The sequence below is a fragment of the Acidovorax sp. ACV02 genome, assembly GCF_014851475.1.
Taxonomy (GTDB): Bacteria; Pseudomonadota; Gammaproteobacteria; order Burkholderiales; family Burkholderiaceae_C; genus Acidovorax; species Acidovorax delafieldii.
This window is the reverse complement of sequence record NZ_JACUZU010000001.1, coordinates 15,026-31,061: the sequence shown is the minus strand read 5'-3', so window position 1 is coordinate 31,061 and position 16,036 is coordinate 15,026. Positions and strand designations below refer to the sequence as shown.

Sequence of the window (16,036 nt, the reverse complement as noted above, 5' to 3'; positions counted from 1 at the left end):
ATATTAAAATCAATAGCAATGAGGCCAATGATTTCAAGCGCCCTCGTCGGTTTTCGCATGATTTTTTGCCATTCGAGGCCTGCCAGGCATTCCCCGAGTCACGCGGCGCGGGGTCTGCTGTTGCAGGCCCGCAAGAAACTCGGTGTCGCCCAAAGCCCACCCGCTGTGTGCCGAGTCGGTCAAAGCCGTTTGCACCGACGCCCCCAGGCCCGCCTGCACCAGTGCGCCATAGGCGGCCTCGCGCGCAAACGGGGTGTTGCCCAAAGCCCAATACAGCGCATGGGGCGTCAACCACCGGTCGTTGCGCAAGCCCAACCAGTGTGCATGGCTGGACCAGGCGTAGTCAGCGGGCTGCTGCACCAATCCGGCCCGTACAGGGTTGAGGTCCAGGTACACCATGCACGCCAGCAAATACCGTTCCGGCTGCAATACCGTGGAACGGTAGCGCCCCTCCCACAAAGTACCAGTGCGGGCATGCCGGCGGTTGAAGTACTGCACATACCGGCGCCCCACCGCCTGCATCATCTGAGGCAGTCCGTCTTGCGAGGCTGGCGTAACCAGCAGGTGAAAGTGGTTGTCCATCAGCACATAGGCATGGACGGCCACGGCATATTTCAGCGCGTTGTCCATCAACAGCGCCAGCAGCGCGTCGAAGTCTTCTACTCCATGGAAGATCGGCTGGCGGTTGTTGCCCCGCAGGATGACGTGGTGCAAATGACCCGGCAGGGTCAGGCGTGGCAAACGGGCCATGGGTCTTGATCAGGAATATGGGAGTCACGATCATAGACCTGTCCCCTATTTTTCATCGATGCAAGCTGGCAACGCCCATCGTCCGCCACGAAGATAGCGAGGCGCGCGCCTGATTCTGGCCTGCCCTTGCGCGCCTTTTGGGCACGCGTCAATGCGTAGCCAAGTTCTCCACTGGGTCTGCTACCACACCGACGCCAAACCGCGCCCCCATGACATGTTCCAGGCCAAATTCGCCGAGAAGCGTACGCAATCGCTCGGCCGCGCTGCGTTTTTTCTGTCCGGTGTAGCGCGCGATGATGAGCTCATTCTTCATGCTGTGCTCCCATCCCACCAGCTCGGTCACAGTGACCTGGTAGCCATTGGCCTCAAGGTACAGGCAGCGCAGCACATTGGTCACTTGGCTGCCGAGTTCGCGGGTGTGCAAGGGGTGACGCCACAGCTCCGCCAGGGGCGTGCGCGCCAACTGCAAGGCCTTGCCTTGGCGCAGGCAGGCTGCCATCTCCGCTTGGCAACAGGGCACCAGAACCATGGCCCGGGCCTTTTTTTGCAGCCCGAAGGCAATCGCGTCGTCAGTGGCGGTGTCGCAAGCATGCAAGGCGGTGACCACATCGATCTGGTCGGGCAACTCACGGGCATCCGCAGACTCGGCCACGGATAGATTGAGAAACGACATCCGCTCAAAATGAAGCCGTTGCGCGAGCGCCCGCGACTTCTCTACCAGTTCCGCCCGGGTCTCCACCCCGTAGATATGCCCGTGGCCCAGCGCCTTGAAATACAGGTCGTACAGGATGAAACCCAGATAGGACTTGCCAGCGCCGTGGTCCGCCAACGTGGGCCCACCGCCTTGGGCGGACAGCTCCGTGAGCAGGGGCTCGATGAAGTTGAACAGGTGGTACACCTGCTTGAGCTTGCGGCGTGAGTCCTGATTGAGGCGGCCATCCCGGGTGAGGATGTGCAGCTCCTTGAGCAGCTCTACCGATTGGCCAGGGCGTAGCTCGGACAGTTCCGCCGGATCGACTTTGACCCCTGACGCCGGAGAACGCGGGGTACCGGGCGACTGTGTGCGGGCTGCAGAGCGTTCTTTAGTCCTTTTCGTCATTACACAGCCTTGCTCGATACCGATGTCAGCCGCTCGCTAGCACCCGGCCCAATATCCAGCGCAGACCATCCCTGCATGCCCAGCGCCTGCAGCACTTCAATGTTTCGCTCGAAGATCGTTTCTGCCTCAGGGAACACCTCTACAGCTCGGTCAATGCTCCCCTCCCGCAGCAGGTGTAGCGTGGGATAGGGCGAGCGATTGGTACAGTTGGTTACGTCGTCCGCACCCGTGCCTGCAAACTGAAACTGGGGATGAAAGCTTGCGATTTGCAATACGCCATCGAGCTCAATCTCCTCCAGCAACGCCTCCGCACGCTCCAGAAAGTCATTGAAGTCCAGAAAATCCGGAAGGCAGTTGGGGAGTATCAGCAAACTGGTGTCTCGCACCTCGGCTGGTGTAGCTATGAGGGCGGACAACTCACTGCGCAAAATTTCCAGCACCTCATTCAGGTCTTTCGTCAGCGTGACCGCGTAGTGAATCTGCCCCTTGACGTGAACTCCCTTCGCAAAGGGACAGAGATTCAGACCAATCACCGCCCGCTCCAGCCACCGGACGGTATCGCAGATGAAGAGAGAGATGGAAGGGGGGGAGGAAGTCATGAAACGGGCGCTCAGAACGCGGTGAAGAGTCTTAGATTTTACAGACCCCTCCTCCACCCCATTGATCAGTCGAAAAGCCGCCGCCCCGTTATGCGCTCATGCTCCCGCGCCGCAAACCGGTCGGTCATACCGGCGATAAAATCCGCGACGGCTCTGGCACGCCGTGGGCCACTGTCCAGGGAAGCTTGCTCGGCAAATGCGGCCTTCATCTCGTGGGGCGAAGCTGTATATGCTGCAAACAAGTCACGCACAACCTCTTGGGCGCGCCGCGTTGTCTCCATGACGCGAGGATGGCGGTAAAGATTTTGAAAGAGGAACCGCTTGAGTTCCGAGGACCTTGCACGCATCACCCCGCCAAACATCACCAAAGGCGGCGATTGGCGAACCGCCAGCACATCGCAGGGCGCATGTTCAGCAAGCGCCGACTGCGTGGCGTCAATCACGTCATAGACCTGTGCACTGAGCATGCGCCGGATGGCCTCGTACAGAAGGCGTCGCTGCGCAAGCTCCGGATATTCTTTCTGAACGGCTGCGCGGTACATGTCAAACAGCGGCACTTCCCGCAACTGGGCCAGTGTGATCAAACCCGAGCGAACACCGTCGTCGATATCGTGCGCGTTGTAGGCAATTTCGTCCGCTAGGTTGCACAACTGTGCTTCCAAGCTGGGTTGCTGCCTGCGCAAGAACCGGGCACCAACGCCATCTGGCTCATCTTTCTCTAATTGCTGCGCATGCGACCGCGAGCAGTGCTTGAGAATCCCCTCACGCGTCTCGAAGGTTAGATTCAGCCCGTCGTACTGTGGATAGCGCTCCTCCAGCTGATCCACCACCCTCAGACTCTGCAGGTTGTGCTCAAACCCGCCATGGTCTGCCATACAGCCAAACAACGCATCCTGGCCCGCATGTCCAAAGGGCGTATGACCCAGGTCATGCGCCAACGATATAGCCTCCACCAGGTCCTCGTTGATGCGAAGTGACCGCGCAATGGAACGCCCTAGTTGCGCCACCTCCAGAGAATGGGTGAGGCGCGTACGGAACAGATCCCCCTCGTGATTGAGAAAGACCTGCGTCTTGTAGACCAGGCGCCGGAATGCCGTAGAGTGAACGATCCGGTCCCTGTCTCGCTGGTATTCGGTTCGAGTGGGCGCAGGCTTTTCAGGATAACGCCGCCCCCGTGTAGCAGCGGGATGACAAGCGTAGTCGGCCAGATCTTGCACTGGGATCAAATTAGCCTCCAGCGCCTAGAAGTCATATGCAGGCCGCCATTAATTCAACAGCCGTAGTGAAAAGAACCAGCAACCTCTCAACTGCAACAGGCATCGATCACTTCTCGCACCAAGGCATCAGGCGCGTTTCGTAACATGGCTCTCCCTGGGCCATCAATCAACACGAACTTGATTTCACCCGCTTCGGACTTTTTGTCCAAGCGCATCAGCTGTAGATAGCGCCCCGCGTTGTCTTTGTCGTCCAGAAGCGGACCGCGGGTCGGCAGCCCCGCGCGGCGGACGAGCCCTCTTAAGCGGCTCACAAAACTCTCCTCTAGCAAACCAAGTCTGTGCGACAGCTCAGCCGCCATGACCATCCCTGCCCCAACGCCCTCGCCATGGAGCCACACACCGTAGCCCATGCCTGCTTCGATGGCATGGCCAAAGGTATGACCGAAATTGAGAACGGCTCGCAACCCCGATTCGCGCTCGTCATGCCCCACCACCGAAGCCTTGATCTCACAGCTGCGGCACACGGCGTGAACCAGCGCGCTGCGCTCGTGCGCAATCAGATCATCCATGTGCTGTTCGAGCCAGCAAAAAAACTCCACGTCGGCAATCGGTCCGTACTTTATGACTTCAGCCAGACCAGCACTGAACTCACGCGCAGGCAACGTGCCAAGCACATCCAAATCGCAAATGACCCGCCGAGGCTGATAGAAGGCCCCCACCATGTTCTTGCCAAGCGGGTGATTGATACCGGTTTTACCGCCCACCGATGAGTCCACCTGGGCCAGAAGAGTGGTCGGGACTTGCACGAAAGGTACGCCACGCATGTAACTGGCCGCCGCAAACCCCGTCATGTCACCAACAACCCCTCCCCCCAACGCGAACAATACAGTCTTGCGATCACAACCGCGTTCCAATAGAACATCGAAAATCGATTGCAAGGTCTGCCAGTTTTTGTGCTCCTCGCCGTCCGGTAGCTGGACCTCGTGAATCTGCGCATATCGGCTGCAAAGTGCTGCTCGCAGTCGCTCCGCATAGAGGGGAGCCACCGTGGTGTTACTAACAATCAGCGCGGTAGAGGCGTGAGGCAGACCTTCATAGGATGCGGCATCAGCCAATAGACCACCGCCAATGGCGATGCTGTAGCTGCGCTCACCCAGATCAATAGAAACTTCTTGGGCAATCGGGGGCATGGATATTTGGGAACTCAAAGTGATAGACGGTGGGGTACACGACTCCTGCCATTTTGCCTGCATCACACTGCTTCTTTTGAAATAGTGATCGAAACCAGGTCATAGCGCCACCGACCGCTGGCCCAGCGAGCCGGGAAAATATCTCAAACCCAAGTCATCACCAACAGGTAGCCATGGGGCTGGCACGCAGTAGCGATACTCACTGGTAAATGTCACCCTCCAGTTCATGCCATTCGTGGCTAGAACAGAACAGTCAAAGAACACTAACAAGCTCAAGAAGCACCCAAAAAAATCCCCGGACATGCCGGGGATTCGAGTCGAGACGTCTCAGCAGTCGCGCGATTTGCGGACTAAGAGACCAGCCTTCTCATTAAGGGCAAGCGAGGGCAGGAGTGCTTCCGCTGACGACTGTTATGCTAAACCGGCGGGTTACTGTTGCAGCGCCCTTGGTTGCCGTCACCACAAACTGACTCGCACCGCAATTGGCGACCAAAGGCCTGCCGTTCAGAACACCTGCCGTACCGGTCGTTCCACTCGTCAGCCATGCAGGCAAACTGGTGAACTGCCACGTAACGCCACTGACCGAGGACACAAACGAGTAGGTGAAATTGACACCGACAGGAGCCGAACCGAGCGAGCACACAGCATTCGAATTGCAATCGCCAATCGCGAAATCTTCCGGCAATCCACCAACCAGCTTGAGCCTGACAACACCCGACGCAGAAACCTTATTTTTATCTGTTACGGTGACCGTAGCACGGTATTCACGCTCTTCCGCATCCTTGCTGGCCTTGCCACTGAGCAATCCTGTACTGGGGTCCACACTCAATCCAGCAGGCAATCCGGTGGCACTCCACGTGTACGGCGGCAAGCCCCCCGTGACTGTTAGCAGCGAAGTGAAGGGAACCTCCTTGGTCACATCGCCCAAATCCACGTCAGCGAATACTGGAGGCGCAGTGATAGCCTCGAGCACAGAAATGGGATAAATGGCGGTAATGGGGTCCGTGATTCCATTGCTCACGTTGTTGTCGAATCGATCCGTTGCCAACTCGAGAAAGATAGGCCCGGTTTCAGTACCGCTGAGCAAAGAGAATGTTGCCACGCCACCCACCGAAGGCAACTGCAACACGCTTCCACTCTGAGCACCTGCAACCAAACGGGCACCCTGCGCAGCCTCCGTGCCAGCAATAATGCGAACTTGCACATTGCCACCAGTGACGCTCGTAGCGGGCTGATTAGCATCGTCCAGCACAAACGCTTGTATTGCCATTTGAGACAAAAGACCGTTCGCGTTGTTCTTACTGCCCAGATAACCCGGTATCTGAGCCTCTAATCGGACACTAGCAGGTTTACCTGTAGCGCCGCCGACGGAAATATCAACACTCGCAAACTTCTGCTGTTTATCTCGCGGATCGGTAACAGAGCACACAATGCGCGCGGTCCCAGCTTGATTAGCCGAATGGAAGTGGAAGGAGTTTCCGCCGGAATTCGACCCCAAAGTAATGTTTCTAAAAGCGATGGGGACCTTAACCGTACCCCCATTACCATCACTAACTTCCGTCTCGTGCTCTGCCTTTCCATCCAAGTAGTACAGAGCCCCAGTATCCAAACCAGCACTCATATTGCAAGCAAATATATCTTCGCCTCCTGGAATAGGGAAACTGCCTTTACGAGCATCAACATAGACTGTTGTAGTATAAGGCCTGTAGACACCAATACCAGGTTGAATTCCAGCCACATTCAAAGGCAATTGACTTTTCTCAGCTCGTACAGTAATTGTGTAAGCTTCTTGGGTCTCACCCGAGCTGCCACCACCACCACCACAAGCCGACAAGGCAGCTGTCAATGCGAGGGACAAGATTTTAAAATATTTCAACATTGGCTTTCCTAAATTTTATACCAAATTTATCGACTCGAATTACGATCATTTATTACCTTAGGGCTAATAAAGATCAACATTTCGCGTTTAGTAGATTCTTTCGTCCTATTTTTAAACAAATTACCCAGAACAGGAACATCGCCAAGCACTGGTATTTTGTTTTCTTGATTGGTTTCTTCCATTTCAAAAATACCACCAATAACAACGGTACCACCATTTTCTATCAAAATCTGCGTCCTCACGTGTTTGGTATCAATAGCGACTCCTTGCGTGGTAGTCTCTCCGCGACTGTCTTTGTTGACATCGAGGTCCAAAATAATATTACCCTCTGGAGTAATTTGAGGCGTAACTTCAAGCTTCAACACCGCTTTTTTGAATGCCAAAGTTGTGGCACCGTTAGGAGCAGTAACCGCATATGGATACTCGGTGCCTTGCTCAATCAGTGCCTTTGTCTGATCTGCAGTAATGATACGTGGGCTGGAAACAATACGACCCTTACCATCCGCTTCCATCGCAGAAAGCTCTAGAGTTAAAAACCTGTTCGCTGCAGAGTTAAATATTGATAGTGCAAAGCTACCCACGCTACTAACATTCGAGAGGCTTGCAGGAAGGTTAACAAAATTTCCGCTTGTACTAGTCGTTCCACCGGCGCCACTTGACGCCACCGCGTTACTGTAAGAGGTGCCGAACGCAACACGATTATCGCCCCCAATGCCATATCCACCATCGCCCCCTCGGTTTGCCCTGAGATCCGTGGCACCCAAGCGAACCCCCAGAGACCTGCCAAAAGTATCCCGGGCCTCAACGATCCGTGCCTCGATTAAAACTTGGCGGACAGCTACGTCCAAGCTGGCCAACAGCAATCGAACCTCTTCAAGCTTGCCAGCAGTATCTGTCACAAATATCTGGTTAGTACGAGGCTCGGAAATCGCGCTTCCTCGTTCGGACAGGAAACGGGTGGATGTGCTCCCAGCACTTGCTCCAGATGTAGCAGTGAGCTGCGCAACTATATCTGCCGACTTTGCATAATTGAGTTGAAAGGCCTGTGTCTTGATTGGCTCTAGTTTCTGAATGGCTTGCGCTGCCTCAAAATCCTTTTTTGTGCGAGCATCTATTTCGTCTTTAGGCGCAATCCACAAGACCGATCCGGTCTTACGCATGCCCAAGCCTTTGGCATCCATAATAATTTGAAGCGCTTGGTCCCAAGGAACATCCTTGAGCCGTAGAGTTAGTGCGCCGGTCACTGTATCGGAAGTAACAATATTAAAGTTTGTAAAATCAGCAATGACCTGGAGCAGAGATCTCACTTCGATATTTTGAAAGTTTAGAGATAGCTTTTCCCCAGAGTAGCCAGGTCCCTGGGTTAGTTTACTAAGATCAATTTTTTTCTGGCGAATCTCAACAACAAATTGATTGTCGCTTTGATAGGCACTGTGCTCCCAGTCCCCATTGGATTCGATGAGCATTCTCACTCGCTCGCCATTCTGCGTAGCAGTCACCGTCTGGACTGGCGTTCCGAAATCCGTGACATCCAAGCGACGGCGAAGCCCCTCTGGTATCGAGGACTTCATAAAGTCTACGACGATGCCTTTGGACTGCTGCTGCAAATCCACACCAACTTGATTACTAGCAAGATTAACGACTATCCTGCCAGCACCATCTGCCCCACGACGAAAATCAATATCCCTTAGTGGAAGAACATCAGTGTTCTGACTCTCGGAAAAAGCGACAGGCGGCACGTTTGAAGAAGACGCGCCTGCAACAGGTTCCAAAAACAAAAACAATGTTTTTCCCTGCATCTCAGTCTTGTACGATGTAGGAGACTTCAGATTTAGAACAACGCGAGATCGCTCGCCTGCTTGAACAATATTGACAGATTTCAAATTACCCAAATTGGCTTCAAATGCGGACTTTCCAGCAGCGTTGACAACCCCTTGGAAATCAAGAGCGATGCGCGCGGGAGATTGTGTTGCGAATCCCGTTGGAGATACTGTAACTAAATCTGAAAAGTCAATTTTTAGCGTTTCGACCCCACCCTGGACACTGGCAGAAACAGCACTAATGGAGCCCTGAGCAAAAGCGCCAAAGGCGACAAAAAGGAGTGAAACGCCAACAGCAGCGCCACGGCAGTAATTCAGAAGTTTGCCACTATCTTGTTTCATTTTTTCCCCTCTTGCAGATCAAGCGATGCAGAACGCTCTATCCAATCCCCAGTTGCATCCTGTGCTATCTCGCGCAACTGAATTGAATTTTCAGTAATTTGAATCACTTTTCCGTAATTCTGCCCGAGATAACTCCCAACCTTTACTTGGTAAATTAAGTTATCAACCTTTATCAAAGCTGTCGGCGCCCCAGACTTGTTCAAACTCCCCACCATAGCCATTGAATCCAACGGAAAAGCCTCTAGAGGCTCTTTACGGCGGGCCATTTCTGGAGCAATCAGGGCCGCATTCGAGGCCACTTGATTCGAATCCCGCTTTAATGCCTGAGTTAACTTGATCTGATTGAATGGCTCTATTGCACCTTCTTGAGTGTATGGCTCAGGAATGAATTTTTTGGGTTCGGTCAAAGGCTGCACACTCGGCTTGGTACTAGCTCGCTGTTCAGCCATCCAAACTCTTAACTCATCCTCGCCCGAAGGCCCGCAGCCGGCGAGAATGAAAGACCAGCCGACAAGAAAAAGCCCGAAGTAAGTTTTCATCACTTCGCCCCCCCGGCTTTCTTTTGCGCCTGAATTTCCTCAGGGTCCAGATATCTAAACGTGCGTGCAGTCGCATCCATGGTTAACCCATCACGAGCCCCAGGAGCAATGGTCATATTGTTAATCGTCACAATACGCGACAAGTGGGCAATATCAGACGCAAAAGCACCAATATCGTGATATTTTCCAGTTACCCGAATGGAAATGGGCAATTCAGCATAGTAATCTCGAGCGACCACTTGTCCCGGCCGGAAAAGCTCAAACTGGAGGCTCCGCCCCAAGCCAGATTGATTGATATCCGATAAAAGCGCAGCCATTTCGGCCTTGCTGGGAAGCTGTTTTTCTAGCTGAATGACGTACTGCTGAATTTGCTCGCGCTGTTTTTTTAGCGCATCCAAGCTGACAGCTTTCACTAATTTTTTCTGATAATCCGTACGCAACGCTAGTTCTTTATTGCGCTCCGCGTCCAGCTGCACTTCATAATCCTGCAAAAATGCGAACCACGATACCGCAGCAACGGCCCCAGCAATAAAGGCGCAAAGAATTACTTTTGGCAACACAGGCCAAACCGATGGGTCTTTGGTATCCAGATTCTTAAATTGCCGTTGGACCGACTCCATTCGCTCAGCAAAAGTTATCGTTTTTTCTTTTGTTTTCGCCATGTCATTTACCTCCAGGCGAAGACGCCGCAGCACTCGCAGCTGCTATGGTTTTTTGCGCATCGCTGGCGCGCACCAACTGAAACCTCAAATTGAAGGAGGAAACCCGGCGTTGATCGCGCTGACTTAGGGCTACTGTACTGGCAGTAATTTCTACCAACTCTGGCTTGGTCAGCCACGGGGTGTTACTCGCCAAGTTACGCAACAATTCAGAAACACGCTCATTGGACTGTGCCATGCCCAGCATCGTGATCGTTTGTCCAGATTGTCTGATCGCCGTGATGTACACCCCATCAGGCAATTGTTTGACCAGTTCGGTAAGCAAGTGAACGGGCAGGTTTCTATCAGACTGGAGATCTTCCACGGCCTTCTGACGCGCACGCAATGAGGCGATCTCGTCTTCAATGGAGGCAATTTCCTTAATCTGACTCTCCAATACCTTGATCTCCTGTTGCAGAAAGGCATTCTGATTCTGCTGATCTGTGATCATGATCTGGAACCACCAATAAATGGCCCCGGCAATAGCAAGACCCAGCAGGAACGACGCAAACATCGTCGCTTGGAATGCCTCCTTGCGACGCTTGCGAGCCTCCTCACGGTGAGGCAATAAGTTGATGAGGATCACTGCAGAAACCTCCGCATAGCTAGACCGCAAGAGGTCAGGTAGGACGGCGCTTCACGCACCATTTTTTTCAGTCGCACGGAACTTCCGATTTCCATACCATCAAAAGGATTAACAGCACTGCACGCAAAACCGGTTTGCTGGGTGACAGCCTCTGTAAGCCCTGGCAGTGGAGCCGAGCCGCCAGCCAGCATGATGTGGTCCACACGGTTGTGGGGCGTGCTGGTGAAGAAGAATTGGAGGGCTCGGCCAATCTCTTGGGCCATGCTGTCGACAAAAGGACGAAGGACCGCTGATTGATAGTCTTCCGGCAAATCACCGCTGCGCTTTTTACTCTCGGCTTCTTCCACAGAGAAACCATATTGCCGAACAATCAGTTGGGTCAGCTGGGCGCCGCCGAAGGCTTGGTCGCGGTCGTACAGAACCTCTTCGTTCCGAATCACCTGCATACTGGTCGTCAAGGCTCCCACCTCGAAAAGCGCCACCATCGCATCGACGCCTTTATTCGGCAGCGCTTCAATGAGACGCCCTGCAGCCAATCGCGATGCATGGGATTCAATATCGACCACCACGGGCTTCAACCCAGCAGCCTCCGCCAAGCCCTGTCGGTCCTGGACTTTTTCGCGCCGGGAGGCAGCAATCAGAACGTCAACGTCCCCGGGCGCGTTTTTACTCGGACCAATAACGCAAAAATCTAAACTCACCTCGTCGAGCGAAAACGGGATGTACTGGTTGGCTTCGGATTCGACCTGAACCTCAAGCTCCTGCTCCGTCATTCCACCCGGCAGCGTAATCTTCTTGGTGATCACAGCGGAGGGGGGCAATGCCAGTGCCACGTTTTTGGTTCGAGTGCCGCTCTTCTTGACCAGTCGACGCAATGCGTCGGCCACTTCGTCAAATTTTTCGATGTTGCCATCGGTGATCCAGCCTCGCTCCAGCGGCTCGATCGCGCAACGCTCTAGGACCAGACTACCTGCCTTATCGCGCCCTAACTCCACCAGCTTGACACTGGAGGAGCTGATGTCGATTCCCAACAGCGGAGCAGACTGGCGATTGAACAAAGACCCCATTGAGATCAAGATTGGTCCCCTGTAACTTGCCAAAATGAGGCAACAAAACTTAACACTTCACATGAATGCTATCAGTAAGATAGTTCTCCGGCAAAGATTTTTCCCCCTGTAACGCCCGAAGAGCGTTGCCAAAAGCAGACGAAATTTCAGAGCACTGCAATACCGCTTGGCTACTACGGGAAGCCTTTCAGCGACACCTTGCCAAGTACGAAATCGGATTTCCAGCCCCAGCGGTGGACATTTTTATAATGGGTGGTCTTACCCCATCGGAGCGATATGCCGCCCTCCCCCTCGAAGTCCTCCGACAAGTCGGACTCCTCTCCTGCTCGCACCCGTCCCAGTTGGCTTCGCTGGTTGGTTCGCATCGCTCTATGGATCACTGGACTGGCGGCGGCCGCGGCCGTGGGCTTGGCGCTCACAATCGCTGTGGCTCTGTCGGTGGCCTACCCCAACCTGCCGGACATCTCTGATTTGGCGGACTACCGCCCCAAACTGCCGCTGCGGGTGTACTCCGCGGAAGGGGCCTTATTGGGCGAGTTTGGAGAAGAGCGTCGCAACCTCACGCCCATCGACGAGATTCCGCAGGTCATGAAAGACGCAGTGCTGGCGATCGAAGACTCTCGCTTCTTCCAGCACGGTGGTGTGGACTACAAAGGCGTGCTGCGTGCGGGCCTCGCCAATCTGGGCCGTGTGAAAAGCCAGGGCGCCTCGACGATCACCATGCAGGTTGCGCGAAATGTTTATCTGTCCTCAGAAAAAACATTTACTCGCAAAATTTACGAAATCTTACTGACTTTCAAATTGGAGCATTTGCTGACCAAGGATCAGATTCTTGAGATTTACATGAATCAGATTTTCCTTGGCAATCGTGCGTATGGATTTGCGGCAGCCTCCGAGGCTTATTTTGGGAAACCGCTGAAATCCGTTTCCATTGCTGAAGCAGCAATGCTTGCGGGCTTGCCCAAGGCACCATCTGCCTACAACCCCATCAGCAATCCCAAACGTGCCCGCGCTCGACAGCAGTACATCATCGAACGGATGGAAGAGAACGGCTTCATCACTGCACAACAAGCAGAGCAAGCCAAGAAGGAAGAGTTGAAAATCCGTACGGGGCCCGACAACACGCGCATCCACGCGGAATACGTTGCCGAAATGACCCGCCAGCTAATCTTCGCCCAGTACGGCAACGAGGCCTACACACGCGGCCTTAACGTGTACACCACCCTCAATGCGGCGGAGCAAGAGGCCGCATATGTGGCCCTGCGGCGCGGGATCATGGACTACGAGCGGCGCCAGCAGTACCGGGGACCGGAGAAGTTCGTTACGTTGCCCACAGCAGCCCAGGAAGTGGAGGACGCCATTGATGACGCCCTTGCCAACCACCCCGACAACGGAGACGTACTCTCCGCTGTGGTACTGGAAGCATCCACCAAACGCATCCTGGCCGCACGAGCCAATGGCGACTCACTGGAGATCACCGGCGATGGACTCAAACCAGCGCAGTCGGGGCTCAGCGACAAGGCGCCGCCCAATATCAAGATCCGGCGCGGCGCCGTCATCCGAGTAGTCAAGACACCAAAGGGCGCATGGGAGATTACACAGCTGCCCGAAGTGGAAGGGGCTTTTGTAGCCCTTGACCCCCGCAATGGCTCCATCCGGGCATTGGTAGGTGGATTCGACTTTGACAAGAACAAGTTCAACCATGCAGCGCAGGCATGGCGCCAGCCTGGTTCGAGCTTCAAGCCGTTCATCTATTCAGCAGCGCTCGAAAAGGGCTTCACGCCTGCCACCGTGATCAACGATGCTCCGCTGTTCTTTGATGCGGGTATCACCGGCGGTCAACCTTGGGAACCCAAGAACTACGACGGCAAGTACGACGGCCCCATGAGTATGCGCACGGGCTTGGCGAAGTCCAAAAACATGATCTCCATCCGGATCCTGCAAGCCGTAGGACCCAAAACCGCGCAGGAATGGGTGGGACGATTTGGATTCGACCCAGAAAAGCACCCGGCCTACCTGACCATGGCGCTGGGTGCGGGCTCGGTTACGCCCCTGCAAATGGCATCCGCTTATTCCGTGTTTGCCAACGGGGGCTACCGCGTCAATCCTTGGCTGATTGCCAAGGTGACTGACCACAAGGGGCGAGTGATTTCAGAAATTACGCCACCAGCGCTCAACGAGCAGCCCCGGGCCATCGACGCACGCAATGCCTTTGTGATGAGCAGTCTGTTGCAGGAGGTGACCCGCACCGGCACTGCAGCGCGGGCCCAGGCCACTCTCAAGCGCCCCGATCTTTATGGCAAAACCGGCACTACCAACGATTCGGTGGACGCGTGGTTCGCAGGGTTCCAGCCCACCATTGCGGCTGTCACTTGGATTGGATATGACACGCCACGCAATCTGGGCAGCCGCGAAACCGGTGGCGGGCTCAGCCTGCCCGTGTGGATCAGCTTCATGGAGCGTGCGCTGAAGGGCGTGCCAGTGATGGAGCCTACAGTGCCACCCGGTGTCGTGAATGTGGGCGGTGAGTGGTTCTACGAGGAGTACGCACGCAATGCGGGTGTTTCAAGCGTGGGTGTGGACGACCGGTCCGCGTCTCCCGCAGTAGCGCCCCAAGCACCTCCGCCTTCTGAAGAGCGCAGCCGCATCCTGGACTTGTTCCGAAACTGAGCGCCGCGTACTCCGCCGCGCCCCTCCTCAGCTGGGCGGGCGCGGGGTAAGTTACGGGGCAAACTGCAGCGACATCCCGGACTGTAGCGAGGCATCGCGCGTGAGGCATGCAAAAAATTCTCCAGCGCCCTTGGTGTCCTGCCAATGGCTGCCATCAAAACGATAGTGATAGCCGCCAGACCGGGCGGCCATCCACACCTCGTGCAGCGGTTTTTGCAGGTTGATCACGATCTGGCTGCGGTTGGGAAAGGTCAAGGTCACCATGCCCCCCGAGCGCTGGCTGTCCACATCGGCATCCGAGGTGTCATTGATGCGATCACAACTGCGTTCGACGGCAAGCAGCAGTTGTTCGGCGTGGTCCATGAATTCGAGGTCGGTCATTACAATTTGCGCATGTTGAAAGCTCCCCAAATTCTAGTCAGGACGCTTGTCCTTGCTGCCAGTGCGGCAGCCCTCTTCGGCTGCGGTCAGCGGGGGCCGTTGTATCTGCCCACCGGCCCTGCGGCAAGCCAGCGTGCCACGCTACCGCAAACACTCACCCCGGGCAACGACGCCAGCAGTGCGCCAACGCCCGCTGCCACCGCCTCCCAGCCACGCTGACGCACCCAGCCGCCTGCGCAGGATCGCCAGGCAATGCGGTTTCGCTTGATTTCCATCAAGCACAAACTCTAGGGGTACTCGTACAGTCTGCGCTTTATTGCACCGCAGGATGGCCATGGCCCTGGAACTCTACCGCGACAAAAATCATGCTTGCCTGATGTTCACCGACCTCATTGAGGAAGATGGGCAGGCCGTGCAGGCCAATCAGTTCTTGATCGTGGACGACGACACCGGCGCGATCATCGACCCGGGCGGCAACCTCGCGTTCAACGAGCTGTTCATGGGGATGACCAAACATTTCCCGCCACACAAGCTGTCGTACCTGATCGCTTCGCATGCAGACCCAGACATCATCGCCTCGCTGGACCGCTGGATGACCAGCACCAAGGCCAACCTGGTGATCTCGCGCGTCTGGGAGCGCTTTGCGCCGCACTTCACCAAGGTGGGCAAGACAGAAAACCGGGTGATCGGTGTGCCGGACGGCGGCGGCCATCTGCCCCTGGGACGCCATGAGCTGGTGTTGCTACCCGCGCACTTCATGCACTCCGAAGGCAACTTCCACTTCTACGATCCGGTCAGCCGCATCCTGTTCACGGGCGACCTGGGGGTGTCCATGATGTCGGGGGCCGAGGCCCGTGTCCCGGTGACCGACCTCAAGGCGCACATCCCGCGCATGGAGGGCTTCCATCGCCGCTACATGGTGTCCAACAAGATCCTGCGCCTGTGGGCACGCATGGCCCGGCAGCTCGACATTGCCATGCTGGTGCCGCAGCACGGCGCTCCCATCATGGGCAAGGAAGCCATCAACGACTTCTTTGAATGGATCGAGAACCTGATGTGTGGCATTGACCTGTTCGATGACCGCGCCTACCAGATTCCCACCGGGTACATCGACCCAGTGACCCGGCAAATGCGCCCAGCGCTGCGGGCAGTCAACGGTTAAAAATCAGCCAAATCGGCTGCTAGCGTATTGAAAATAT

Annotated in this window: 15 protein-coding genes; 3 read left to right on the top strand and 12 right to left on the bottom strand. The window is 55.4% G+C overall.

Annotation, left to right across the window (positions count from 1 at the left end):
• Positions 1–33: 33 nt before the first annotated feature.
• From IB236_RS00145 to IB236_RS00095, 11 genes are all read right to left on the bottom strand, one after another.
• Positions 34–750, bottom strand: coding sequence for a transposase (locus tag IB236_RS00145; RefSeq protein WP_192418177.1), 717 nt, complete (start codon positions 748–750; stop codon positions 34–36).
• Positions 751–898: 148 nt separating this feature from the next.
• Positions 899–1,849, bottom strand: a complete 951-nt coding sequence (locus tag IB236_RS00140; RefSeq protein WP_225580889.1) for an SAM-dependent methyltransferase — start codon at positions 1,847–1,849, stop codon at positions 899–901.
• Entirely contained in the window at positions 1,849–2,448 is a 600-nt protein-coding gene (locus IB236_RS00135; protein ID WP_192418175.1) for a DUF1415 domain-containing protein, read from the bottom strand. Before IB236_RS00135 ends, IB236_RS00140 begins: the two co-directional genes overlap by 1 nt.
• 65 nt (positions 2,449–2,513) lie before the next feature.
• The gene (locus tag IB236_RS00130) at positions 2,514–3,671 is read right to left on the bottom strand and encodes a deoxyguanosinetriphosphate triphosphohydrolase (RefSeq protein ID WP_370539875.1); all 1,158 of its coding nucleotides are present in this window, start codon (positions 3,669–3,671) and stop codon (positions 2,514–2,516) included.
• Positions 3,672–3,751: 80 nt separating this feature from the next.
• Positions 3,752–4,855 (bottom strand): 3-dehydroquinate synthase, encoded by a 1,104-nt coding sequence (gene aroB, locus IB236_RS00125; protein ID WP_192418172.1) that lies wholly within the window; start codon positions 4,853–4,855, stop codon positions 3,752–3,754.
• Positions 4,856–5,225: 370 nt separating this feature from the next.
• Positions 5,226–6,734 carry an Ig domain-containing protein gene (locus tag IB236_RS00120; protein WP_192418170.1) on the bottom strand — a complete coding sequence of 503 codons (1,509 nt, stop codon included), beginning with the start codon at positions 6,732–6,734 and terminating at the stop codon, positions 5,226–5,228.
• A 26-nt stretch (positions 6,735–6,760) separates the two neighbouring features.
• On the bottom strand, positions 6,761–8,896 hold the full coding sequence (gene pilQ / locus IB236_RS00115) for a type IV pilus secretin PilQ (protein ID WP_192418168.1): 2,136 nt from the start codon (positions 8,894–8,896) through the stop codon (positions 6,761–6,763).
• Positions 8,893–9,435, bottom strand: a complete 543-nt coding sequence (locus tag IB236_RS00110) for a pilus assembly protein PilP (RefSeq protein ID WP_192418166.1) — start codon at positions 9,433–9,435, stop codon at positions 8,893–8,895. The genes pilQ and IB236_RS00110 overlap by 4 nt, the downstream gene beginning before the upstream one ends.
• Entirely contained in the window at positions 9,435–10,097 is a 663-nt protein-coding gene (locus IB236_RS00105; protein WP_192418164.1) for a type 4a pilus biogenesis protein PilO, read from the bottom strand. Before IB236_RS00105 ends, IB236_RS00110 begins: the two co-directional genes overlap by 1 nt.
• A gap of 1 nt (position 10,098) precedes the next feature.
• Positions 10,099–10,719 (bottom strand): PilN domain-containing protein, encoded by a 621-nt coding sequence (locus IB236_RS00100; RefSeq protein WP_192418162.1) that lies wholly within the window; start codon positions 10,717–10,719, stop codon positions 10,099–10,101.
• Positions 10,716–11,795, bottom strand: coding sequence for a pilus assembly protein PilM (locus IB236_RS00095; protein ID WP_015012658.1), 1,080 nt, complete (start codon positions 11,793–11,795; stop codon positions 10,716–10,718). The genes IB236_RS00100 and IB236_RS00095 overlap by 4 nt, the downstream gene beginning before the upstream one ends.
• Positions 11,796–12,062: 267 nt before the next feature.
• Between IB236_RS00095 and IB236_RS00090 the strand changes: the two genes are divergently transcribed.
• The gene (locus IB236_RS00090) at positions 12,063–14,456 is read left to right on the top strand and encodes a penicillin-binding protein 1A (RefSeq protein ID WP_192418160.1); all 2,394 of its coding nucleotides are present in this window, start codon (positions 12,063–12,065) and stop codon (positions 14,454–14,456) included.
• A gap of 51 nt (positions 14,457–14,507) precedes the next feature.
• Here IB236_RS00090 and cyaY read toward each other — a convergent pair whose 3' ends face one another.
• A complete protein-coding gene (gene cyaY / locus IB236_RS00085; RefSeq protein ID WP_192418158.1) occupies positions 14,508–14,837 on the bottom strand; it encodes an iron donor protein CyaY in 330 nt (109 codons plus the stop codon).
• 12 nt (positions 14,838–14,849) lie between these two features.
• Here cyaY and IB236_RS00080 point away from each other — a divergent pair, with 12 nt between their 5' ends.
• Complete coding sequence (locus IB236_RS00080; RefSeq protein ID WP_082753564.1) at positions 14,850–15,056, top strand: lipoprotein; 207 nt, start codon at positions 14,850–14,852, stop codon at positions 15,054–15,056.
• Between the two features lie 115 nt (positions 15,057–15,171).
• Positions 15,172–15,999 carry an MBL fold metallo-hydrolase gene (locus tag IB236_RS00075; protein WP_056062016.1) on the top strand — a complete coding sequence of 276 codons (828 nt, stop codon included), beginning with the start codon at positions 15,172–15,174 and terminating at the stop codon, positions 15,997–15,999.
• Positions 16,000–16,036: the final 37 nt, after the last annotated feature.